This window comes from Chryseobacterium sp. CBo1 (genome assembly GCF_001693475.1).
GTDB lineage: Bacteria > Bacteroidota > Bacteroidia > Flavobacteriales > Weeksellaceae > Chryseobacterium > Chryseobacterium formosense.
Genome location: NZ_MAUH01000002.1, coordinates 1 through 21679, shown reverse-complemented (window position 1 = coordinate 21679; position 21679 = coordinate 1). Strand labels below are relative to the sequence as shown.

The 21679-nt window shown below is 33.5% G+C and carries 19 protein-coding genes; 8 read left to right on the top strand and 11 right to left on the bottom strand.

The window, feature by feature from the left end:
• Positions 1–13: 13 nt before the first annotated feature.
• Positions 14–1039: an endolytic transglycosylase MltG gene (gene mltG / locus BA768_RS02660; RefSeq protein ID WP_065719594.1), complete on the top strand. Its 1026-nt coding sequence runs from the start codon at positions 14–16 to the stop codon at positions 1037–1039.
• Between the two features lie 168 nt (positions 1040–1207).
• Positions 1208–3709 (top strand): TonB-dependent receptor domain-containing protein, encoded by a 2502-nt coding sequence (locus tag BA768_RS02655; RefSeq protein WP_065719593.1) that lies wholly within the window; start codon positions 1208–1210, stop codon positions 3707–3709.
• A gap of 59 nt (positions 3710–3768) precedes the next feature.
• Here the strand turns inward: BA768_RS02655 and BA768_RS02650 are convergent, their stop codons facing one another.
• Genes BA768_RS02650 through BA768_RS02635 form a run of 4 tightly spaced genes read right to left on the bottom strand, consistent with a single transcriptional unit; the run spans position 3769 to position 6791 of the window.
• Positions 3769–4209, bottom strand: a complete 441-nt coding sequence (locus BA768_RS02650; protein ID WP_034673473.1) for an adenylyltransferase/cytidyltransferase family protein — start codon at positions 4207–4209, stop codon at positions 3769–3771.
• Positions 4210–4227: 18 nt separating this feature from the next.
• Complete coding sequence (gene galE, locus BA768_RS02645) at positions 4228–5250, bottom strand: UDP-glucose 4-epimerase GalE (protein ID WP_034673471.1); 1023 nt, start codon at positions 5248–5250, stop codon at positions 4228–4230.
• 16 nt (positions 5251–5266) lie between these two features.
• Positions 5267–5665, bottom strand: coding sequence for a hypothetical protein (locus BA768_RS02640; RefSeq protein WP_165601767.1), 399 nt, complete (start codon positions 5663–5665; stop codon positions 5267–5269).
• A 1-nt stretch (position 5666) separates the two neighbouring features.
• A complete protein-coding gene (locus BA768_RS02635; RefSeq protein ID WP_034673467.1) occupies positions 5667–6791 on the bottom strand; it encodes a DegT/DnrJ/EryC1/StrS family aminotransferase in 1125 nt (374 codons plus the stop codon).
• A gap of 157 nt (positions 6792–6948) precedes the next feature.
• Here BA768_RS02635 and BA768_RS02630 point away from each other — a divergent pair, with 157 nt between their 5' ends.
• Positions 6949–8550, top strand: coding sequence for a S8 family peptidase (locus BA768_RS02630; protein ID WP_065719591.1), 1602 nt, complete (start codon positions 6949–6951; stop codon positions 8548–8550).
• A gap of 5 nt (positions 8551–8555) precedes the next feature.
• On the opposite strand, the gene BA768_RS20835 is transcribed toward BA768_RS02630, so the two are convergent.
• From BA768_RS20835 to BA768_RS02610, 4 genes are all read right to left on the bottom strand, one after another.
• Entirely contained in the window at positions 8556–10202 is a 1647-nt protein-coding gene (locus BA768_RS20835) for an alpha/beta fold hydrolase (RefSeq protein WP_083206572.1), read from the bottom strand.
• A gap of 124 nt (positions 10203–10326) precedes the next feature.
• Positions 10327–11457: a hypothetical protein gene (locus tag BA768_RS02620; protein ID WP_065719590.1), complete on the bottom strand. Its 1131-nt coding sequence runs from the start codon at positions 11455–11457 to the stop codon at positions 10327–10329.
• A gap of 42 nt (positions 11458–11499) precedes the next feature.
• A complete protein-coding gene (locus BA768_RS02615; RefSeq protein ID WP_317039925.1) occupies positions 11500–12018 on the bottom strand; it encodes a DUF1761 domain-containing protein in 519 nt (172 codons plus the stop codon).
• 82 nt (positions 12019–12100) lie between these two features.
• A complete protein-coding gene (locus tag BA768_RS02610) occupies positions 12101–12736 on the bottom strand; it encodes a hypothetical protein (protein WP_065719589.1) in 636 nt (211 codons plus the stop codon).
• 68 nt (positions 12737–12804) lie between these two features.
• Between BA768_RS02610 and BA768_RS02605 the strand changes: the two genes are divergently transcribed.
• Entirely contained in the window at positions 12805–14715 is a 1911-nt protein-coding gene (locus BA768_RS02605; protein WP_065719588.1) for an ABC-F family ATP-binding cassette domain-containing protein, read from the top strand.
• Between the two features lie 73 nt (positions 14716–14788).
• Here BA768_RS02605 and BA768_RS21230 read toward each other — a convergent pair whose 3' ends face one another.
• Together BA768_RS21230 and BA768_RS02600 are read right to left on the bottom strand one after the other, a co-directional pair.
• Positions 14789–14947, bottom strand: a complete 159-nt coding sequence (locus BA768_RS21230; RefSeq protein ID WP_165601766.1) for a hypothetical protein — start codon at positions 14945–14947, stop codon at positions 14789–14791.
• A gap of 9 nt (positions 14948–14956) precedes the next feature.
• A complete protein-coding gene (locus BA768_RS02600) occupies positions 14957–16015 on the bottom strand; it encodes a Gfo/Idh/MocA family oxidoreductase (RefSeq protein ID WP_065719587.1) in 1059 nt (352 codons plus the stop codon).
• 155 nt (positions 16016–16170) lie between these two features.
• On the opposite strand from BA768_RS02600, the gene BA768_RS02595 reads away from it, so the two are divergent.
• From BA768_RS02595 to BA768_RS02585, 3 genes are all read left to right on the top strand, one after another.
• Positions 16171–18426, top strand: coding sequence for a TonB-dependent siderophore receptor (locus tag BA768_RS02595; RefSeq protein WP_065719586.1), 2256 nt, complete (start codon positions 16171–16173; stop codon positions 18424–18426).
• Positions 18427–18512: 86 nt separating this feature from the next.
• Entirely contained in the window at positions 18513–19028 is a 516-nt protein-coding gene (locus tag BA768_RS02590; RefSeq protein ID WP_065719585.1) for a hypothetical protein, read from the top strand.
• 159 nt (positions 19029–19187) lie between these two features.
• Positions 19188–19778: a hypothetical protein gene (locus BA768_RS02585; RefSeq protein ID WP_034673453.1), complete on the top strand. Its 591-nt coding sequence runs from the start codon at positions 19188–19190 to the stop codon at positions 19776–19778.
• Between the two features lie 103 nt (positions 19779–19881).
• Here the strand turns inward: BA768_RS02585 and BA768_RS02580 are convergent, their stop codons facing one another.
• Positions 19882–20517, bottom strand: coding sequence for a peroxiredoxin (locus BA768_RS02580; protein ID WP_034673451.1), 636 nt, complete (start codon positions 20515–20517; stop codon positions 19882–19884).
• A gap of 99 nt (positions 20518–20616) precedes the next feature.
• Between BA768_RS02580 and BA768_RS02575 the strand changes: the two genes are divergently transcribed.
• The gene (locus tag BA768_RS02575; protein WP_065719683.1) at positions 20617–21495 is read left to right on the top strand and encodes a mechanosensitive ion channel family protein; all 879 of its coding nucleotides are present in this window, start codon (positions 20617–20619) and stop codon (positions 21493–21495) included.
• Positions 21496–21679 lie beyond the last annotated feature (184 nt).

Sequence of the window (21679 nt, the reverse complement as noted above, 5' to 3'; positions counted from 1 at the left end):
TCTATTGTAAGTAATGAAAAAAGCTATTCTCATTATCGTACTCCTTATTCTTGCTGTGGCAGGATTTTTTGGTTTTAAATTCTACAATAAATATTACGGAAGCAACATCTCGAAAGACGGATATGTTTTAATTCCGCATGGTGCGAAATTCGATCAGATTTTAGATTCTATAGCGCCTTTCGTAAAAAACAAAGAATCTTTCACAGAAGTTGCAAAGGATAAAAACATGGATGAATTTTTCAAACCAGGTCGTTATCATTTTGCGAAAGGAGCAAATAATACAAGCTTGGTCAACATGATTAAAGCCGGAAATCAGACTGAAAACTCGTTCAGAATCGGAGATTTTGGAGATGTGTATCAGATGGTTGGAAGAGTGAGTAAAAAAACAGAGCTGGATTCTTTAAAATTTGTGAATGATCTTGATAAAATTGCTTCTGAAAAAGGATACAAAAACGCGGAAGATCTAAAAAAATATTTCTTCATCGATACTTACAATTTTTTCTGGACGGTAACTCCTAAAGAATTTTTCAAGAAATTTGAAGATCAGTATAATGAATTCTGGACTACTGAAAGAAAAGCTAAAGAACAACAATCTGGCTTAACGAGAGAACAAATTTATGCATTGGCATCAATCGTTTATAAAGAATCAGGCGGAAAACCTGACGAGATGAAAACCATTGCCGGATTGTATTTGAACCGTTTCAAAAAAGGAATGAAGCTACAGTCTGACCCAACGGTAATTTACGCCATAAACAAACAGACCAACTTCAAAGAACCTATTAAAAGAGTTTTATATAAACATCTTACTACTCCATCTCCTTACAATACGTATGCAAATGCAGGAATTCCTCCGGGACCGATTTGTGTGGTAGATAAAAACTCCGTAGATGCAGTATTGAATCCTGAACAGAATGGCTATATTTTTATGTGTGCAGACCCGGCAAGATTCGGATACCACAAATTTACAGCAAGTGCAGAGCAGCATGCCATCAATGCAAAAGCGTATCAGGATTGGCTGAATTCAAAAAATATCAAATAATAAAAATATTTAACTTTAATTTAACAAATTAATAATTAACAAATCGGTCTACAAAACGACTGATCTATTAAAAAATAAAATAAACGAATCGTAAAACTGTGAATTTCTTCATTAATGAATTTTTAAAATTTATTGCTATTTATTGCAGTTTTACTTAAAGAATACCTTATGAATCAGACGGAAATAATCAGTATTTTCACAAAGAAAACCTTAGGACTTACCTTCGTATTATCTGCTGCTGCGCTTGCATTTGCACAAGATAAAGTCGGAATTTCGGGAACAGTGGTTGATAAAAGCAATCAGCCTGTACCTTACGCCTCTGTAACATTCAGCAACAAGCAAAGCAAACTTTTGAGTGATGCAACGCTTACCGATGAAAAGGGTAATTATAAGCTGGATCTAACTCCGGGTAATTATGATATTGTAATTGAAGCAATCGATTACAAGAAAAGCGTTATCAATAAACAGATTACTGCTGCTGGAAGTATCGGTGCATTGTCTATTGAACCGGAAGCAGCAAGTACCAATATGAAAACCCAGGATATTCAGGGAGTTGTAATTACTGCGACAGCAAAACCTTATAAAGTAGAGCTTGATAAAAGAACGTACGATCCTTCTCAGGATATTGTAAGTAAAGGAGGAAGCCTTCAGGATGTTCTTTCTAATGTTCCTTCGGTTTCGGTAGATACAGACGGAACTGTTTCGATGAGAGGTAGCTCGAATGTAAGATTTTTGATCAACGGAAAACCTTCTGCTCTTTTAGGAATTGATGATGGAGCTAATGCTTTGCAAAGTATTCCTGCTGATCAGATTGAGAGAATTGAAGTTATTACCAACCCTTCTTCTAAATTTGAAGCAAGCGGAACTGCAGGTATTTTAAATATTATTCTTAAAAAATCTAAGAAAACAGGTTTCAACGGAAGTGTGATCGGAACTTTAGGGTATTTACCTCAAACTAATTTAAATACAAATTTAAGCTGGAGAAAGGGCAATCTTACCTGGTTTTTGAATGGTGGCGGCGGTTATCGTGAATCTAAAAACACGAACAGAAACAATGCAACATTCTTCAACGTAGAAAATGGCGGAAGAACACAGACCGATCAGGAATCTATCACTAAAAACAAGAATAATAACTATAATGTTTCTTCAGGATTGGTGTATGATATTTCAGATAAAACATCAGTAAATGCATCCGGAACGGTGAGAACATTTGAAAGTGATAACGTTGGGAACATCACTTATGATTATCGTTTCTTAAATGCTCCAAGTCTATTTACTGAAAGAATGAATACAGGTTCTAATAACAATCTTGCTTTCCAAGGAGATTTTGGTTTGGATCATAAGTTTGATGATAAGGGACAAAACATTTCATTATCTGTAAGTCTCCAAAGTAACAGATCATATAATGATACCAACGTGAATCAGGTTACCAATAGTATTTTTGAACTGCAAAACTCTATCAACCAAAACACAAGAAATAAAACCTTGGTAGGTAAAGCTGATTATGAACTTCCTATAGGTGAAAACTCAAAGATTGAAGCTGGTTACAGAATCGATATCAATAACAATAATTATGATAATGATGTTTTGGAACGTTATTCATCTGATATAGATTTCCACTATTTAAACAACTTTACATACAATGCAAACTACCGTGAAATGTTCAATGCAGGATATGTACAGTTTAAGAGTAAAATCGGAAAATTGGGTTATCAGGTTGGTCTAAGAAATGAATATTCTAATGTTGACATTCAATATTCAAACTTAAATCCAGATCCTGAAGATCGTAATATTGACAACAAAAAAAGCTATAATAATCTATTTCCAACTGTTTTCTTGAGTTATGAAATTGCAAAAGACAATCAGTTTTTAGTAAACTATTCAAGAAGAATAGACAGACCGAGATCATTTTTCCTGATTCCGAATCCAAGCTACAGCGATAATCAGAATATTTTTGAAGGGAATATTGATTTAAATCCTTCTTACGTAGATTCGTATGAATTTGGATATAGCATTTCTAAAGGAAAATTCACCATCAATCCGACGATCTATTTCAGACACACAACAGATGATGTGAAAATGCTGGTGTACTCTGATCAGGGAGTTTTTAAAACGAAACCGATTAATTTAGGAACAGATGATCGTTATGGTTTGGATCTAAACTTTAACTGGGATGCTACAAAATGGCTTAAATTCTTAGGAAACGTTGATTTATTTGGATATAAAACAAACGGAACTTACAATGGGCTTTCAGAACCTTTCTCTTTTGAAGGAAGTGGCTTTGCAACAAGAGCGCGTTTAACTTCAACTTTTAAAGTTGATAAAACATTCAGCTTCCAAATTCAAGGGTTTTACAGAGGAGGTCAGAAAACACAAAGTATAGACAGAAAAGATATGTATGCTTTGAATTTTGGTGCTTCAAAAACAATCTGGAAAGGAGATGGTACGTTGAGTTTCAATATTCAGGACATTTTCAATACAAGAGCGATGGAATCAACCGCATACGGATCAAATTTCGTAAGAGATTCATATATGCAATGGCAGCCTAGACAGTTTGCTTTATCATTAACTTACAGATTCAAGCAAGGTGAAAAAATTGAGCAGCCTAAGCGTAAAAAAGATATTAATTCTAATGCTACAGGAGACGACCAACAAGGCGGACCGATGTAATCAACTAAAATAAATCAGTCATAAAAAATCCCGAAATTTGAATTTCGGGATTTTTGTTTTTATTTCGCTAAAGCTTTAGCAGCTTCCGCTTCATAAATTCTTTTTCTAAGATCGCTTGATGAAAACCGGTGATCTCTTTTGTTATAAAAAATCTCAATTCCTTTTTCTTCGCAATATTTTTTACCTGTAAAGTCTCTATCCAGATAATCGTCACCGATAATTCTGACATCGATCACAAAAGATTTCAAAATATCTTCAAGATCTTCTTCCGTATAGTAAGGAATAATCTCATCTACTGCATTTACGGCTTTCAACTGAATATATCTTTCTACTATAGTCTGAGTTGGTTTGTTCTTGTTCGGACGGTCATGTGACGGATCAATCTGTAATCCAACAATTAGGTAATCACAAACTGTTTTTGCTTCTTCCAACATCTTTATGTGTCCTGCATGCAGAAGGTCAAATGACGAAAATGTAATTCCTATTCTTTCGTTTTTCATGTGTTTTATTTAAAAAATTTAATTATTTCTTGATTCTAAATATTTCTGCCATTCCCAGACAGTTTTCAATGCTTCTTCTAAAGAAGTTTCAGATTTCCAATTCAAATTCTGTTCCGCTTTATCGACATTGGCGTAAGCAATGGTAATATCACCTTCCCTTCTTTCACAAATCTGATAAGGTACTGCCACGTTATTTGCTATTTCGAAAGCCTTTACAACCTCTAAAACAGACGAGCCTTTTCCTGTTCCTAAATTGTAAACATCAATTACAGCTTCATCATTATTTTTACTGATTAAACTTTTAAGAGCTGCAACATGAGCTTTTGCCAAATCTACAACATAAATATAATCTCTTATAGCTGTTCCGTCTTCTGTAGGATAATCATTTCCCCAAACACTCAGTTTCTCGCGAATTCCTGCAGCAGTCTGCATTACGTAAGGAACCAAATTATTCGGAATACCTATCGGTAATTCTCCCAATAACGCAGAAGGATGTGCTCCAATCGGATTAAAATATCTCAAAAGACTTACTTTTCTTTTATATCCTTTAGCAAAATCCTTCAATATCTCCTCTCCCATTTGCTTTGTCTTTCCGTAAACACTCTCCGGCATTTTCAGCGGAGTATTTTCGTCAATCGGCATTTGATCTGCCTGTCCGTAAACGGTACACGAAGAGCTAAAGATAAAGTTAGAAATATTTCTCGATTTAAATTCCTGTAAAATATTAATTAAGGAAAATAAATTGTTTTCATAATAATCGACAGGCTTTTCCTGACTTTCACCCACTGCCTTAAATGCTGCAAAATTAATACAACCATCAATTTGGTGTGCCTCAAAAACCTGTGTAAGAAGCTCTTTTCTTTTTAAATCAAAAGGATAGAAAATAGGTCTTTTACCTGTAATTTCTTCGATATTATGTAAGATGAATTTCTCCGAATGCGATAAATCGTCCACGATCACCACATCAAATCCACTATTAATGAGTTCTACCACTGTGTGAGAACCTATATATCCAAGTCCGCCCGTGACTAGTATTGCCATTTTTTATTTATGTTTTTTAATTTTGGTTTTTTCCTATCTGTTCTATTTCACTATTATGATCAATATTTTCTGATTTAAATAAATTTAGAATTACAGAAATTGCTATAATTACAATGAAGAATTGAAATATTTTTGATTCAAAAGAGATACCTGTAAATAGTAAATTTACACCTAAAATCAAAGCAAATAGTCCTAAATTAATATTCATATAAATAGCTGCGTTACTATATTTCTCAATTAAGTTTATAAATGAACAGAGACTGGTTATTAAGGTCATTATTGCTGTGAATAATTTAAAATAATTAGCTGCAGCATACATTGATATCATTGCGAAAAGTGACATTATCATCAATATTAATGTCGTACAAATCGCTAAATAATAAACAGATTTATATTTGAAAACTCTCTTTTTCATTTTACCCCATAAATTCCAACACAGCATCCGTAATATACTTCAACTGCTCTTCATCCAATTCCGTATGCATCGGAAGAGAAATTACCTGGTCTAAAAGTTTATCCGTATTTACAAAATCGGCATCATTGCTTTCCTGATAATATGCTTTTTGTTTTCTTAAAGCAACAGGATAATAGATCATTGCCGGAATTTCTTTTTCAGTAAGGAATTTCTGTAGTTCATTACGTTTTCCGTTCAGAATTCTCAAAGTGTACTGATGAAATACGTGTGTAGAATAATCTGCTCTTTTCGGAGTTAAAATATTTTCGTTTAGTGCAAAAGCTTCATCATAATAATCAGCTGCTTTTCTTCTGGCATCGTTATAAGAATCAAGATTCGGAAGTTTTTTTCTTAAAATCGCTGCCTGAATACTGTCTAATCTTGAGTTCACGCCCACTTCGTCATGATAATATCTTTCATACATTCCGTGGTTTACAATTCCTCTTAAACGATGAGCTAATTCATCATTATTGGTAAAAATTGCTCCTCCATCTCCATAACAACCTAAATTTTTAGATGGAAAGAAAGAAGTTGTTCCAACCGTAGACATCGTTCCGGCATGTCTTACTTCACCACTTGAAAAAGTATATTGAGAACCGATTGCCTGTGCATTATCTTCAACTACAAATAAATTATGTTCTTCAGCAATTTTCAGGATTTCCTCCATGTTTGCACATTGTCCGAAAATATGTACAGGAATAATTGCTTTTGTTTTTGGAGTAATTGCTTTTTTAATCGCTTCAGTCGAAATAGTAAATGTATCATAATCTACGTCTACCAATACAGATTTTAATTTTAATAAATGAATAACTTCTACTGTAGCTGCAAAGGTGAAATCAGCCGTGATAATTTCATCACCTTCCTGAAGATCCAAAGCCATCAAAGCAATTTGCAAAGCATCAGTTCCGTTTGCGCAAGGAATGACGTGTTTTACATCAAGATATGTTTCCATTTCGTTCTGGAAAGATTTTACTTCAGGTCCATTGATAAAAGCAGCAGAATCCATCACATTTAACACTGCATTGTCTACATCATTTTTTATTTTGTAATACTGACTTTGCAAGTCTACCATCTGTATCTTTTTCATACGTAAATTTTATTTTTTAAGTTTCAGCCAATCGCTTTTTATTCTAATTTTATTTTATCAAGCGATTTCTTAAACGAATATTTTCGTAAAAATAAGGAATTTAAAGTGCTATCAAAAATTTTATTGATTTTGTTTTATCTTTATACAAAATTATTCGATGAAAAAACTTTTACTCTTTTGTTTTTTAGCAGGTTACTCTACAGCTTTTGCACAGACAGAGCTTGTTTTCGTATATTTTACAGGAAAACCCAACAAAGCAGCTTTTTATGCCAATCCACTTTCTGAACTTACCCAAAAGTCGTTGAACAGGCGTACTGCATTAGGAATTGCATTAAATGACCAGGATGCTCCGATTGAGCAGTCTTATATTCAAAGTTTACAGAACTTAGGATTTACCATCACCGATTATTCAAAATGGCTGAACGGTGTGGCTGTAAATGCAAATCAAACACAGGTAAATCTTATTAAAGCGCAACCTTTTGTACAGTCTGTCGAAAGTTTTGCGAAAAACTCTTCTTTAGTTTTAAAAACCACTCAAACCAACAAGTGGGCAGATTTCGAACTGGCTCAAAAAAACATGACCGTTTTTAACTATGGATCAGGTTCAGAACAAATTGACCAAATTAATTTAAGACCGCTTCATCTTGCAGGCTATACCGGAACCGGAGTTTCGATTGCTGTTATTGACACCGGATTTCCTACGGTAAATACAGGAGCTGCCTTTTCCAGATTATGGACTAATAATAAGATAAAAGGTGGCTATGATTTCGTTTCAAAGAGTAATGATATTTACAATACATCATTGAATCATCATGGAACTGTAGTTTTAGGAGCAATCGGCGGTTATATTAATGATAGTTTTGTAGGCTCTGCTCCGGATGCTGATTTTTATCTTTACAGAAGCGAAACCACAACCGCTGAAATTCCCGAAGAAGAGCTATATTGGATTGAAGCTGCCGAAGAGGCCGACAGAAAAGGTGTTGATATTATCACCACTTCATTAGGTTATAATAATTTTGATGATCCTAAATACAGCTATACTTATGCAGATATGAACGGCTCGAAATCTTTTATAGCAAGAGCAAGTGAAATTGCCGTAAATAAAGGGATTTTTGTTTTAATTGCTGCAGGAAATTCCGGAGAAGTTCCATGGCATTACATTACAACTCCGGCGGATAATGTGAAAGTTTTTACTATCGGTTCTGTTGATGCTGCAGGAAGTTCATCAGCATTTTCTTCTTACGGTCCGAATTCTTTGGGTGCAATAAAGCCTGATGCAAGTACGAGAGGAGGCTTTTCAACAACAGTTGATGATAATGCTACAGTTTCTGTTTCGGGAACATCGATTGCAACACCGATTGCGGCAGGTGGAGTTGCCTGTTTAATTCAAGCTTTTCCGGCGATGAGCAGAGATGTAATGAGAACAAATCTGAGACAAACGGCTTCGTTATTTCCTTCTCACACAAACCAAATGGGTTACGGAATTCTGAATTTCGGGAATTTCTATAATTCAACATTAAATACTTCAGAGCTTGTCAAAAAGAAAAATTTAGTAATCTTCCCAAATCCCGTAAAAAAAATTCTGAATATTGCTACTGAGGCGCAAGTTAATTCTGTTGAAGTGTACGACAACTTAGGAAGACTAATTTTAAAATCCGCACAAAAATCAATAAAAGTAGAAGATTTTGCCAATGGAACTTATTATTTAAAAATCCAGACAAAAGACAAAGTTTATTACGAAAAGTTTTTGAAAGAATAATCTGATTATTTCTTCATAAATTCTAAAATATCCTGATTAAGCTGCTCTGCATTTTCAAAAGGAATCATGTGGGTTGCTTCTTTGTATATTTTCAGCTCTGAATTGGGCATTTGTGTTGCCATAAATTTGGTATGCTCCTCAGTGATCACATCTTTTTCTCCGGCAACCACCAAAACTTTATTTTGAATTTTATTTAATTGCTTTTCAGTGATTTTCGGTTCTTTCAGCATTAATTTAAGTAATCTGCCTTCATTGAAACTCTCAGGTTTGTTTTCCAACTGCGAAACTTTATATTTTATTGTGAAATTATCAATCAAATCTTTATCAACGCCTTCTGGAAAAGCATTTGCGCCAATTGTAATGAGTTTATTTAAACTTTCCGGATATTTTATGGCAAATTCCAGGCCTGTATTTCCGCCATCACTCCAACCTGCAATATTGATTTTCTGTAACCCTAAATGATTTGCCAAAGCTTTCACATCATCTGCAAAAATCTTGTAATTGAAATCCTTTTTAGTTTTATCAACACTTTTTCCCTGTGCTCTTGTATCCATCACAATCACACGGTATTGTTTTGAAAGCACCGGAATCTGCTGATAAAAATCTTTGATGCTTCCTGAATTTCCATGTAGTAAAAAAAGCGGTTCACCTTCGCCATAAACTTCATAATAAAGATTGGCGTCTTTCAGTTTTAAAAATTTCCCTACCATTTCATTTTTTCCATAAATCTCTTTGTTTGATTCCTCAATATATTTACTTACATCCCCGAAATCATAGGCAAGAGCTTTATCATTAAGTTCTTCCTGATTATTTTCGTCTTTAGCATTTTTATCCACTTTTACATCGATATTAATAGCAGGAGCTGCAATTTTCATCTTTTGCCAATCTCCATAAAACTTTCTCAAATATCCCGTTCTGAAAAGTGCGGCACTAATATTTAACCTTCCTTCAAACTCTTTTAAAAACTGAATTCCGACAAAAAAATTACCCTGAACCCAAATATTTTTATCATTCACATCCAAAGAAAATGTCTGGTCAATAATTTTATCTTTCGTTAATTCAATTGTAATTTCTTCATCCAGAATACTTTCGTTTGGGAAACCATTTTTTTCGTTGTAAATCGTGTAACGCATTACCACAGGTCGGTCTGCTGTGATGCTTGCAATATTAAGATTGATGGCTTTAATCTTCGACTTTTTACTTGCTTTAAATGCTAAAGCAGTTTCACCCAGAAAATCTTCTTTTTTAAAGGCAGGATTTACCGAATACATCACACTTTTTGTTTTTGTATTTACGCCCCAGTTTTTATCAACTAATTTTTTAGGTTTAAGCTTAACTTCCTGAATATTTTTAATCTTTTCTTTCAGATAAATCTTTTGAGAAGTTTGTTTGATGAAATCAGAAATATTTTCGGTGAAAGGCTCATAACCCGCGACTTCAACCTTAATTTTTCCTGAAGCAGTTGCCTTAGAAAGGTCAATACTGAAATTTCCATTTTCATCAGTGATTACACCGATATTTTCCTTGTCAACACCGATTTTAGCATACGCAACCGGCTGATTTTCATCTTTAGAAAGAATAGTCCCAGAAATAGTTTGAGAATAGTAAAAACCTGCGGTAAAAACACATAAAAGAAGATTAAGTTTTTTCATGATTATAATTTTAGCAAAATTCAAGAATCTGTATATAAAACGCTCTTAAAATCCTATTAAATTTAAATTCGAAATCGTTAAATATTATCTAAAAAATCACAATGCCGTGAACCGAATTCTTAATTTATTTAAAAGGTTTTCTCTGCACCCACTCTACTTTAGGATTTAATGAATAAAAAATCTTTTTTATAAAAGTATTAATTGCCTTATTGTTGTGTTTGATTAATCCGAAAATCTCAACAGGTTCTGCTCCAATAGTCGATTTTATTTCTAAAGCGGTTCTTCCGAAAATAATTCGTTTAAACTGGTTGGAAATCCCGAACTCGGTCATATCAAAAAGCATATTCAGGTAAATCTGTTTTTCTTTCTGAATTTCTTTATCATAGCCCAAAAAGTAGGTATCAATATCCTGATTATTAATAATTAAAGTATAAAAGCCGATAAGTTTATCATCAGAAAAATATCCAAAAACTTTGAAATTTTCCTGAAGATTCTGTTTCATATTTTCAAAATGATAATCTGTAAGAAAAAAAGTATTGAATGGAGCATTTTCAGCGACATTTTGATACAACACATTCATTTCTTTCTGATGCATTTTTATTGCTTCAAAATCCAATTCAATTTTTTGAATTCCTTCAAGTTTTTTCTTTGCAGACTTCAGTCTTGCTCTGTACTTTTTAGAAAAATCATCAGCATAATTTTCGAAAGCTTTCCATTCCGGTTTTATATTTAAAATCATATTCGGCTGAACCGAAAACCTGAAGAATCGTCTGAACTTTATTTCATCAAAATTCTTTAAAAATGGCTTCTGATAATCTTTAAAAATGATCAAAGAAGATCTCCTGTATTTGCTTTGTAAAGTTGTAGATGTATCATTTAACAAAGACATTGCTTTATCGGTATGAATTTTTGAGGTATCAAAATAAAATCCGTTTTGGCCCGTCAACATATTATTTCCCAGAATCATCACGTCTTTAGTGAACTTCTTTGCTAAAAAATTTCTGACACTGCACAAAACTTCATCCTTCTGAAATGTTTTATGTTCAATGAAGCTCAGATATTGAAATAAAGCTCCGCCGATCAGATTTTCATCAGCAAAAAAACCGGCAAAAAAACATTTCATGTTCTCAGGTTTTGACTCTTCTAAAACACGAAAATATTCTTCAGACAACATAATATTCTGTTGTCCGATAATTTTGTTCCAATCTGTCGGAAGTTCTTTTACAGAACCAAAAATTTGAAAAGTATAAGCCATAAAAAAGGCCACAAATGTAGCCTTATAATTTATAATGTAAAATTATTTCTGAGTTACCCAGTTGAAGCCATCCATTGCATACCAACCGCAGATAATACCGCCCATTAAAGTTATGGTGATTATCCAGTAACCAGTATTGATAAAAACATATTTCCAGGATTTTCTTTCAAACATCGCATTGATTGCAATTAAAGGAAACACAAAAAAGATTCCTGTCATAAAAGAATGCAAAGCACCGTGACCAAAAGAACGGTAAGCTTTTCCGTAATCATACATAAAAGCTGTATAAGAAGGCTTTGCCAATGTTTCATCACCTCCGATCATTCCTAAAGCTCCAAACTGATGAATCGTCACAAACTGAAGAAACATCCCGATCAAAACAGATAAAATAATCGACAAAACAAAGACAACACCTATATTTGCAGATTTCATTTTTTCTTCCGTCAAACCAGATTCTTTCATCCAGGCATTTCCAAAAACCTTAGGATGATACCAGATAAATCCCATCACCAAGGGAATCAAAGCGGCAAAAAGGATTGCCAGAAAATTAATTTGCACCATAGTTTTTATAATTAGTTTAGTTTCTCAAATCTACATTAAAAATTAATGTTGGCAAATTGATAAATCATTATGTAAATTTTAGCTAAAAAATATTCCGCAACGCAGACATCAGCATTTCTACATTTTTTACAATATCTTCAGGAAATATGATGTAGTAATGGATAATTTGAGGAATAGACGATAAGAGACTTAAAACAACGGCAAACACAGGAATCGCTAAGTATAATAAAATTGGGAATTTTAGCTTCACAGAAAACTTTTTTACCATTGCATTCCAAATTATTTTTACTCTTTCTCTGTCATTCCACAAAATTAAAAAACATAGAAAAAAGTAGAAAATAAATCTATAAGTAAATGCAGTTCCCATAGCACTATCCATAAAGCTAATGTCCATCAGTACAATATTTGCAGCAACAGGAATAAAGAAAACTACACCCAAAATAGCGGTCGCTTCAAACAGCAAAAGTATCCCTGTAATAATTTGAAGTATTCCTACAACTGTTTTAAATGGTTCATGGTCAAATAAAAACCACATTATCTTAAACAAAGATGAGTCTTTTAAAGGAATCAGTAAATCATCAGCTGAAACTCCAAACTGATTACCGTCAAGTTTACTATAACCATAGCCTATAAAAGTATAAGCCAATAAAAATCTTGAGACTAAAATAAAATAATCCCAATATCTTTTTTTAGGAATCGCACGTAATTTTGCTATCATATTTTTAAGGTTTAAATTTTGTACTTTTGCGGCTCACTTGAAATTTCAATCAAAAGCTTCACTCTAAAATGAATTACGTTTCTGTCGAAAACCTTACCAAATCATATGGGATTAAAACTTTGTTTAAAAATGTCTCATTTCACGTAAATGAAGGTGACAAAATTGCCATCGTTGCCAAAAACGGCAGCGGAAAATCTACCCTTCTGAAAATTTTGATGGGGAAAGAAATCGCAGACAGCGGAACAGTTATTATTAATAAAGATATCCAGGTGGTTTTGTTTGATCAGGAAATTGATTTCGAATCTGATCTTACGATTGACGAATTTATGATGACTTTGGATTCCGCACCGATTTTAGCGTTAAAAAAGTACCATCACGCTTTGCTTTCCGGAAATCCGGATGAAATGGAAACAGCACTGGCTGAAATGGAAATTCACAAAGCCTGGGATTTGGAAAACGAAATGAGCCAGATTCTTTCTCAGCTGAAAATTACAGATTTGACTGCCAAAATGGGAATGCTTTCCGGTGGACAAATAAAACGTGTTGCCTTGGCAAAATTGCTAACGGAAACAAGAGCCGAACATCGTCATACGCTTTTGATTATGGATGAGCCGACCAACCACTTAGATGTGGAAATGGTAGAATGGCTCGAAAATTATTTAAATAAAGCAAAAATTACACTTCTTCTCGTAACGCACGACCGTTATTTTTTGGATGCGGTTTGCGGAATTATTTGGGAAATGGAAGATCAGAATCTATATTTTCATAACGGATCGTATGCAACTTATCTTGAAAATAAGATGATTCGTGAAGACAATTTGAATTCAACGATCGATAAAGCGCAAAACCTTTACAGAAAGGAATTGGAATGGATGCGAAGACAGCCCAAAGCGAGAACGACGAAGTCAAAATCCAGACAGGACGATTTTTATGAAACGGAAAAAATAGCAAAAACAGATACCCGAAAGGAATCTTTAGAGCTTGATTTCGAAATGAAAAGGCTTGGAAATAAAATTTTGGAACTGAAAGATATTTCAAAAAGCTACGGCGATAAATTATTGCTAAAAGATTTCAGCTATTCATTTCAACGTGGCGAAAAAGTAGGAATTTTAGGAAAAAACGGAGCCGGAAAATCTACTTTATTAAATATTATTCAAGGTTTTGAGCCAAAAGATTCCGGAGAAATCGAAACCGGGGAAACCATTAAATTCGGATATTTTTCTCAGAAAGGTTTACAATATAAAGAAGACGAAAGAGTAATCGATTTTATCAGAGAAATTTCGGAAAACTTTCCTTTAGCTAATGGAAGAACCATCTCTGCATCGCAGTTTTTAAGGTTATTTTTATTCGACGACCAAACTCAATATTCTCCAATATCAAAACTTTCCGGTGGGGAAAAAAGAAGATTGCATTTGATGTATATTTTATATCAAAATCCAAACTTTTTGATTTTTGATGAGCCAACGAATGATTTAGATCTTCCTACGCTAACAGTTTTGGAAAATTTTCTTTTAAATTTTCAGGGAAGTTTGATTATCGTTTCCCACGACCGCTATTTTATGGACAGGATTGTTGACCATATTCTGGCTTTCGAAGGCGAAGGAAAAATTAAAGACTTTATCGGAAACTTCTCTGAATATAGAGAGCATAAAAAGTTGGAAGATGGAAGTCTGAAGCAGGAAGATAAAAAAGTGAAAACAGAGGAAAAAATAATTGAAAAACCTGTAGAAATTGAGGTTTCAAAACCACAGGCTCCAAAAAAGAAACTTTCTTTTAAAGAGCAACGGGAATTGGAAACAATTGAGAAAGAAATACCGGATTTTGAAGAAAAAAGGGCGAAAATATTAGACCAATTGAATGATGAAGCGGATTATGAAAAAATCTCAAAGCTTTCTGCCGAACTTGAAAGTATCTCTGAAAAATTGGAAATGCACGAAATGAGATGGCTGGAAATTCAGGAAATCATGGGAGAAGCCTAAGTCATTAGGATTTAAGATAAATAAAAGAGCTATTCAGTAATTGGATAGCTCTTTTTTTTAATAAATTGAATACTTATTTCCTCCTGATCATCGTAAAAACGCTGTAGAAAAGAAACGCAGTTCCCACAATTAGAAATCCGTATCTCAAATATATATTATCTTCAACCAAAGTCATCGCGATTCCTATAAACAGCAAACCTATAATGATAAAACTTGAACTTCTCTTCTGCATTTTTAGGTTTTAATTTAAATCAATAATTTTTCCTTTATCTGAACTTTCAAGGGCAGCTTCGATGATTTTCATATTTTGAACCACCTCATTTCCAAGCGAAGGTAAAGCATATCCGAAAACAATATGTTCATAAATCTGCTGATAGTAATTCATGTAATTTCCGGGCTCACTTGAAGTTAAAATTCTTTCTGTCACTGAATTTTCATTAAAATAATTTAAGATTCCGTCGGCTTCTTTCAAAGGTTTCATCCAGTTTTCACCGTAGGTTGGAATTGCTCCTGCAACCAGTTCGTTTTCCTGATCATCAGTTCTTTCCTGTAAAAAGCTTCCGTTGCTGCCATGAATTTTGTAAGCATAATGATCTTCTTTGGTAAATACCGAAGATTTTAGTCTTACTCTTAATTTATCTTTATAGTAAAGAATAATTTCAAAATAATCATTGGCAAAATTTTCACCTTTCATAGAGAAAACGTCGGCAAAAAGCTTTTCAGGATAGCCAAAAAACTGTGTTGCCTGATCTACAAGATGCGAACCTAGATCATGCACAGAACCCGAACCGCTTAACTCAGGATTTTCTTTGTGCTCTTTTGCACTAGGTTCAGTTCTGAATCGGTCAAAACGGATTTCTACCTCTTTTATATTCCCTAGTTTTCCTTCAGCCAAAATTTTCTGTACCTGAAGATAATCACGATCGAATCTTCTGTTTTGATAAACACTTAGAAATAGATTTTTGCTTTCAGCTAAATTAACCAGTTCCTGAGCTTCAGAAACAGTTACCGTGAATGGTTTTTCAACAATAACATTTTTTCCTGCCTCCAAAGCCATTTTCACATATTCATAATGAGTTTGAACCGGAGTATTTACCACCACAACTTCTAGATCTGCATTTTTCAGCATTTCTTCTACCGAACGGTAGATTGTTGCATCGGGATAATCAATTTTAGATTCTTCTTTTGAACGTTCTACGATTGCTGTGAGAAAAAATCCCGGATGTTGCTTTAAAAATGGTGCGTGAAATACTTTACCACTCATTCCGAAAGCACAAAGACCTACTTTTACCAATTGCATAAGATTTATTTTGAACAAAGATATTTAAATTAAAAACAAAAAATTTGATGGATTTTTATACAGATGTGGTATGATAAAAATCAGAAATTTATTTTGAATTATTCTAAACAACAATCATACATTTGCGCATTATTTAAAATCACTCTAAATAACTAATGAAAAAACAAATTACCACATTAGGTTTTCTGATTATTTCGATAACAATCGGTGCACAACTAAAAAACACAGAAAGAGACACAATCAGAATAGAAAACATTGAAAATGTAAATATCTATAAAACCGGGAATCCTAATAAGATTACCCCAACCTCTACTAAAACCAATTTAACGGTAATGGAAACTCCGCAGCCAATTGCCATAGTTTCCCATGATATTATTGAGCAGCAACAGGCAAAACAGCTAAGTGATGTACTGCAAAATGTAAACGGAATGTATGTTACTTCTTCCAGAGGAAATTCTCAGGATAGTTTTGGAGGACGCGGTTTCATTTTGGGTAATGATAATATGTTTAAAAACGGATCAAGAATCAACAGTGGTGTTTTTCCGGAAGTAAGCGGATTAGAAAGAGTGGAAGTTCTAAAAGGTGCAAATGCCATGCTTTACGGAAATACTGCTGCAGGAGGCGTGATCAACATGGTTACCAAAAAGCCGAAGTTTGATTTCGGAGGAAGCATTGGTTTGAATGCTGGAAGCTGGAACTCTTATAAACCAACCGTTGATATTTACGGACCGTTAACAAAAAATATTGCATTCAGAGTAAATGGAGCCTATGAATATGCTGAAAGTTTCAGAGATGTTGTACAATCTGAGAAATATTATTTTAATCCTTCTTTTCTTTTTAACTTGAGTCCGAAATCGCAATTAATTGTTGAAGCAGATTATCTTAAAAATAATTTCACACCCGATTTCGGAATCGGTGCAGTTGAAAACAAAGATAAAAGCTATTCCCTGAATACGGGATTAGGAAGAAATGTATTTCTGGGAACAGACTGGCAATACCAAGATGTTGAGCAGGTTTCTACCAACGTAACATTTAATCATCAGTTCGACGAAAAATGGTCGTTGAATTCTACCGTTTCTTATCAGAATTATACAAAAAATTATTTTTCTACAGAAAGAGTTCAGTGGGGTTTCACGGCAAATCCTAACCGACTTTCATGGAACAGACCGTTAAACAGAACTTATAATGAGCAAAATTATACGTCAGCACAGGTGAACTTGAATGGTGAATTCAATACCGGAAGCATTAACCATAAAGTTTTGATCGGAGCTGATGCAGATTATGGTGTTGCTGATTCTTATACTTATTTTAATCCTGCCAATAATAAAAATTACGGTACTAATTATTTTTATGGAACAAACGGAGGAACAGATCTTCTTTATTTAGACAATCCTGCAACCTGGGCAAGCGGAAGTATGCCTGATTCTCAGAAATTGGAAAAAACACGAGTTAATACCAGAAGAATCGGAGTTTACGCTCAGGATTTTGTAAGTCTTACCAAAGAATTTAAAGTAATTGCAGGATTGCGTTGGTCTTACATTGAAAATATGCCGACATTAAATACCAAATTCAAAACAGGAGTAAAAAGCGAAGTAAACAATTCGGCAACTTCTGATCAGGCTGTTTCACCGAAAGTAGGTATTGTTTATAATCCTAATGAAAATCTTTCTGTATTTGCAACGTATACCAATTCTTTTGCAGCCAATACAGGATTAGATGCTTTCACCCTACAATCTTTAAAGCCATCAATGATAGACCAGTATGAAGTTGGTGCAAAGAAAAATATATGGAACAATGCACTTGCTGTAAACCTTTCTGTTTATCAGATTTCATATAGAGATTTTTATCAGGCATATGTAGATCCTGCAACCAATTTAGCATCCACCGACCCAAGAAATTTAAAAGAATTTGTCGGTAAAATGAGAAGCCGAGGAGTAGAACTGGATATTACAGGAAATCCTACAACTAATTTGTCTATTATCGGAGGATTTTCTTACAACAATTCTGTGTATTTAGATACTCCTGAAAAAGTTGGCTATGTTGAAAAACAGAGATTGGTAAGAACGCCTGCAACAACTGCAAACCTATCTGTATTTTATACATTTACGAGAGGAATAAAAGGATTAAAAATCGGAGCCGGAGCTTATTATATCGGCGACAGACTTGCAGGTTGGAATGATACAAAAACAGGAGCCAACAGTTTAGCGACCAGAAACGGAGTCAGTAGATCTTTTGAATTAAAAGATTTTACGACAGTTTCTATATCGGCAGGTTACGAATGGAAGAAATTCATGATTCAGGCGAAAGTCGGAAATTTATTTGATGTTGAAAATTACAATGTTCACGAAAACTATTCAGTAAATCCTATCACACCAAGAAATTACTATTTCACATTAACATACAAGCTTTAAATTATTATTAAAATAATTTTTCAGTTCAGAGTGGAAGTTGCAATTTTGCAGCTTTCACTTTTGAATTTTTACAACCTTTATTAAATATGGATAAAATTAAAGATACAAGAAGTTTCATGAGGATTACCCACCGTTATCTGGGGTATTTCATGGCAGGAATAATGGTCATCTATGCTTTGAGCGGAGTTTTACTGATCTACAGAGATACAGATTTTTTGAAGAGAGAAAAGATTTATGACAAAATAATTGCCAAAAACCTGTCTGAAAAAGAGCTTGAAAAAGAACTGAAGATCAAGAATTTTGAAATCATTAAAACTGAAAATAATATGGTTCAGTTCAAAGAAGGATCTTACAATTCTCTTACAGGAAAAGCACATTACACAAAAAAAGAACTTCCACTTGTTTTAGATAAAATGACCAAGCTTCATAAAGCAAAATCTGCTGATCGCTTGTCTCCGTTAAATGCATTTTTCGGGATCTGTTTATTTTTCTTTGTACTATCAAGTTTCTGGATGTTCAATCCTAAAAGTAAGCCTTTTAAAAGAGGAATTAAATTTGCCATTGCTGGTTTAGTGATATCTATCATACTTCTGTTGGTATAAATGTACTTCCTGATAATTATAACTGTACTTTTTATTTTTTTAATAATAAACTTATCTCAAATAAATGAAAAAATCTCCCTGAAATTAACTGAGTGGCACATTAATTGGATTTCAGTTTTCATCAAAAATAATAAACATTAATTATTAAAATTATAAATTATGAAAAAGTTAATCTTTACAGGAATATTAGCTATCGCAGGTTTAGCTACTACAGCAAATGCACAGATCCAAAAAGGTAACTGGATGGTAGGAAGTAGCTTGCTTTCAAGTAATTTCGGTTTAAATACAGGAGCTGGATATGATATTAAACTTCAACCGAGAGCAGCTTATTTTGTAGAAGATAATGTTGCTGTTGGGGGATATGTTACTTTAGGATTTTCAAAACCGGGAGCAGGACAATCTACACAGTTTGATTACGGAGTTGGAGCTTTAGGTCGTTACTTCCTTTCTCCGGGTGAAAAAGGAGTTGATAATTTATTAAACCATGGTCGTTGGTTCTTCGAAGGTAACGTAGGTGTTGGAGGTTTCAATGTTGAAAACGGTATTTCTACTACAGGTTTAGATTTCGGAGTTGGACCAGGTTATTCATACTTCATCACACCAAATATCGGTGTTGAAGGATTGGTAAAATATAATGGGGTAACTGGTTTCGGTAATGAAGGACTTACTTCAAGAATCAGTTTTAATGTTGGTTTCAGTATTTACTTGCCAACTTCAAAAGCTAAAGACGTTGCAAACGACGTAAGATAAGGATAAACTATTATCATAATAAACTACAAAAGCGGTTCAGAAAATTTCTGAGCCGCTTTTTCAATTAAAACTAAACTATATATAATAAATAAAAAATCTAAGCCTATTTATTGGGTTGCGGTGTATATCGCAAATAAGGTTTTATTTCGGTAACCCCTTTCGGGAAAATATTTTTGGCATCTTCTGTAGAAATTGCAGGTGGAATAATGACGTCATCACCATCATTCCAGTTTACGGGAGTTGCGATTTTATGAGAATCTACCAATTGTAATGAGTCTAAAACTCTGTTGATCTCATTAAAATTTCTTCCTGTAGAAGCAGGATAAGTAATGATTAATCTAACTTTTTTCTCAGGATCGATAATCAATAAAGAACGAACAGTTGCCGTTGCAGAAGCATTTGGGTGAATAAAATCATAAAGCTCTGAAACTTTTCTGTCTTTATCTGCAATGATCGGAAATTTCACTTCCGTGTTCTGAGTTTCATTAATATCTTCAATCCATTTTTTATGATCTTCTACTCCATCTACACTCAAAGCAATCACTTTCGTATTCTTCTTTTCAAAATCAGCCTGTAATTTTGAAGTAAAACCTAACTCTGTCGTACAAACCGGAGTAAAATCTGCAGGATGAGAAAACAAAATTCCCCAGGAGTTTCCTAAATATTCATAAAAATCAATATTTCCTATTGTTGAATCTGCCTGAAAGTTGGGTGCGGTATCTCCTAGTTTGATTGACATAATATTTTGTTTTATTAGTCTACAAATTTAATAGACTTTTTGTAACTGGCAAAATTTTTGCTTAAAAAAAATCTTAAAATAAAAATTTATTTCACGTTTATGGAAAATGGCTGGAGTTATATTGATACGGTTTACAAAGTATTAGAAAACTGGTATTTCGCTTTTGCGAAGATTACCCCAAAACTTGTAGTAGGAATTCTGGTTTTCAGTTTTTTCTTAATAACAAGTAAATACCTGAGTAAACTTGCAGTGAAAATCATGCACAAAGTATTTCCCAAGAGCAGAAATGAAGGTTCGGTTTTAACGATAATCGGTGTTTTCAGATTTATTATTATTCTGATGGGAACTTTTATCGCCCTTGAAATTATGGGATTCAGCGGTTTTCTGTGGAAATTTATCGGAAGTTTAGGAGTTGCAGGGGTTATTGCGGGAGTCGCTTTGAAAGATCTTGTTTCTAGTATTTTTTCAGGAATGTTGATTGGCATTGATAAAGCTTTTAAAGTAGGTGATTATATTATTCTCGGAAACAACTCAGGAACAGTGATGGATATTGGTTTTCTGACAACAAAAATTATCAGTGATGACGGAAAGAAGGTATATATTCCGAACCAGGTGATTTTTAATGCTCCTTTCTCAAATATTACAGCATCACCGCAAAGAAAAATTATTTTAGACTTTGAAATACCGGCAGATGAAGATATTGCAAAAGCACAAGAGGGAATTTTAGATGTAATTAAAAATCTTGACAATATTGATCGTATAGAAACTTCTGAAGTAATTTTCACAAGCTTAAAGCAGGGAATTTTCACCCTACAGGCAAAATTCTGGATTGCTGTAGGTTCTAATATGGTTCATATAAAAAGTGAAGCATTGATGAAAATAAAACAACGATTGGATCAAGACGGAATTCCTTTGGTAACACCGACCAGCATAAATTTGATTAGTCAAAATAATGATCAGCAAATTGCTAAGGATTAGTTCGAAAGTTAAAAATCCGTCTCAGCTTTGGCCGAGACGGATTTTTTATATTGTTTAACCCGTAGTGCATTATCACACAATAGCTATTTTAATATTATTCATTTTTCTTTTATAAACAAAAACATTTATGAATTGGATAAATGTGAGTGTCATTATTTTACTTAGTATTCTTGTTTTGAATCCA

Coding starts and splice junctions, on each gene's coding strand:
- BA768_RS02615 (WP_317039925.1), bottom strand. CDS start 12,018: ATGGTGCAAATTAATTTTCTGGCAATCCTTTTTGCCGCTTTGATTCCC.
- BA768_RS02575 (WP_065719683.1), top strand. CDS start 20,617: ATGGAAAATGGCTGGAGTTATATTGATACGGTTTACAAAGTATTAGAA.
- BA768_RS02595 (WP_065719586.1), top strand. CDS start 16,171: ATGAAAAAACAAATTACCACATTAGGTTTTCTGATTATTTCGATAACA.
- BA768_RS02605 (WP_065719588.1), top strand. CDS start 12,805: ATGAATTACGTTTCTGTCGAAAACCTTACCAAATCATATGGGATTAAA.
- BA768_RS02610 (WP_065719589.1), bottom strand. CDS start 12,736: ATGATAGCAAAATTACGTGCGATTCCTAAAAAAAGATATTGGGATTAT.
- mltG (WP_065719594.1), top strand. CDS start 14: ATGAAAAAAGCTATTCTCATTATCGTACTCCTTATTCTTGCTGTGGCA.
- BA768_RS02580 (WP_034673451.1), bottom strand. CDS start 20,517: ATGTCAATCAAACTAGGAGATACCGCACCCAACTTTCAGGCAGATTCA.
- BA768_RS02655 (WP_065719593.1), top strand. CDS start 1,208: ATGAATCAGACGGAAATAATCAGTATTTTCACAAAGAAAACCTTAGGA.
- BA768_RS02585 (WP_034673453.1), top strand. CDS start 19,188: ATGAAAAAGTTAATCTTTACAGGAATATTAGCTATCGCAGGTTTAGCT.
- BA768_RS20835 (WP_083206572.1), bottom strand. CDS start 10,202: ATGAAAAAACTTAATCTTCTTTTATGTGTTTTTACCGCAGGTTTTTAC.
- BA768_RS02640 (WP_165601767.1), bottom strand. CDS start 5,665: ATGAAAAAGAGAGTTTTCAAATATAAATCTGTTTATTATTTAGCGATT.
- BA768_RS02635 (WP_034673467.1), bottom strand. CDS start 6,791: ATGAAAAAGATACAGATGGTAGACTTGCAAAGTCAGTATTACAAAATA.
- BA768_RS02600 (WP_065719587.1), bottom strand. CDS start 16,015: ATGCAATTGGTAAAAGTAGGTCTTTGTGCTTTCGGAATGAGTGGTAAA.
- galE (WP_034673471.1), bottom strand. CDS start 5,250: ATGGCAATACTAGTCACGGGCGGACTTGGATATATAGGTTCTCACACA.
- BA768_RS02630 (WP_065719591.1), top strand. CDS start 6,949: ATGAAAAAACTTTTACTCTTTTGTTTTTTAGCAGGTTACTCTACAGCT.
- BA768_RS02620 (WP_065719590.1), bottom strand. CDS start 11,457: ATGGCTTATACTTTTCAAATTTTTGGTTCTGTAAAAGAACTTCCGACA.
- BA768_RS02590 (WP_065719585.1), top strand. CDS start 18,513: ATGGATAAAATTAAAGATACAAGAAGTTTCATGAGGATTACCCACCGT.
- BA768_RS02650 (WP_034673473.1), bottom strand. CDS start 4,209: ATGAAAAACGAAAGAATAGGAATTACATTTTCGTCATTTGACCTTCTG.
- BA768_RS21230 (WP_165601766.1), bottom strand. CDS start 14,947: ATGCAGAAGAGAAGTTCAAGTTTTATCATTATAGGTTTGCTGTTTATA.